Origin of the sequence: Vannielia sp., from assembly GCF_029212645.1 — a bacterium.
In the GTDB taxonomy this organism is placed as follows: domain Bacteria; phylum Pseudomonadota; class Alphaproteobacteria; order Rhodobacterales; family Rhodobacteraceae; genus Vannielia.
The window spans coordinates 1-1,430 of sequence record NZ_JARGND010000051.1 but is presented as its reverse complement, the minus strand read 5'-3'; the positions used below and the strand labels follow the sequence as shown (position 1 = coordinate 1,430).

The following is a 1,430-nucleotide window of genomic DNA, read 5'->3' as shown; positions in this document are numbered from 1 at the left end:
TTGACCTCGATGCAGCCCTACCCACCCTCGATCTCACCTGGCGCGCTTGGATCGAGACCTGCCCGGCGCTGCATCGGGTCGACCTGGATGTGGCGGGCATCGGACGGGTTGGGGAAATGAACCTGCCTGTCTCGGGGCCGCATGGCCTACAGCTGGCTCCCGCCTGAGTGCGGCACCAGAAACGGTCGTTTTTGACCCCCATCGCAGCCCAAACCTGATTTGAACGCCTTGCACTGACAAAAAGGTCGCTTCATTGACGTTCAACTCTCGCATCGTCAAAATTGGGTGTGTCGCGCGGCGAGAAGCGCATATCCCAAGCACGAAGGTGTTTCGAACATGAGGCTCCCGGCAGTTCGTGCTTTTACTGCAAAGTCAGCCGCAGTCCCATCAATTCTTAACGTCACCCCGGTCATCAGGGTTCGGACACCATCCACGCCTTCACGCCTTGCCAAGACGCTCCAATAGATTCCGCACATTCGACACCTACCACCGCCCGCCCCGCCGAGTGAGGATGCCACGTGTGTTGAGCTGCCGTGCGATCGCCCTGAGCGACGTAAGCCCCTCGGCCCGGATCTCCGCGATCACCTCTGCCAGCCCCGCCGCGAACGCGTCCGCGTTCCGCGACAACGCCACCCGGAGCGCCACATCGCCCTCCCCAGCCCGCCTGAGCGCCGCGGCGCCGTTTGGGTTGCCAAGCATCATCCCGCGTGCCTTGGCGGCTGCCAGCGCCTCCTTTGTCCGCCGCGAGATCGCTTCGCGCTCCTGCTGCGCCACCAAAGCCATGATGCCCACGGTGAGGTCGTTCGCCTCGGGCATGTCGACGGTTAGAAAGCGGACGCCGCTGTCGCGCAGGGTGAGCAGGAAGGCGGCATTCCCGATTGTCTGACGTCAGCACCGATGCGCCAGAAACCCTCCCTTATCAAATCAACCTAAACTGGCACATTGGTGCTGACGTCAGACACTCCTCAGCTTCCGGCGGCACGAAAACCGCCGGCGAGCGCCCCGGTCAAATGCGCTTAACGATCGTTGCTTCCCAACCCTTCGGCGCGGCATCGGCGCTCCAAAGCCATGTTGTCCGCCTGCGGGCGCTTGTCGTCAGAGAAGGTCGATCGTTGCTGGGAGGCGCGGTGTTCTTGTTTCGGTTTCGTGCTGTCTGCCGAAACGGCAAGCAAAAACAGTAATTTAGCGCTCCAAATGTCAGGCTTGGGGTGCGCGAGCCGCATCAGGGTTGCTGTTGGCGGTTGACGAATCGGGAGTGCGGTGGAAGGTTGAATTGAAATCTCGAATATTGTTCGGATTTTTTAACTAGGGGGCGTGGGCGGCCTCGGTGGAAGCCGGAGGGATGGCGCCGCGACGGGAGGGGAAAATGGACTATCGGATGACTGACGACCAGCGCGCGATCCGCGACTCGGTCATGGAGATGTGCGGGA

At 61.7% G+C, this 1,430-nt stretch carries 2 protein-coding genes; one reads left to right on the top strand and one right to left on the bottom strand.

The genetic code is table 11. The features are described 5' to 3' along the window. Window positions 1-483: 483 nt before the first annotated feature. On the bottom strand, window positions 484-852 hold the full coding sequence (locus tag P1U55_RS13580; RefSeq protein WP_301048177.1) for a recombinase family protein: 369 nt from the start codon (window positions 850-852) through the stop codon (window positions 484-486). A gap of 26 nt (window positions 853-878) precedes the next feature. Here P1U55_RS13580 and P1U55_RS13575 point away from each other — a divergent pair, with 26 nt between their 5' ends. Beyond that, the gene (locus P1U55_RS13575) at window positions 879-1,181 is read left to right on the top strand and encodes a hypothetical protein (RefSeq protein WP_301048161.1); all 303 of its coding nucleotides are present in this window, start codon (window positions 879-881) and stop codon (window positions 1,179-1,181) included. The last annotated feature ends 249 nt before the right edge of the window (window positions 1,182-1,430 follow it).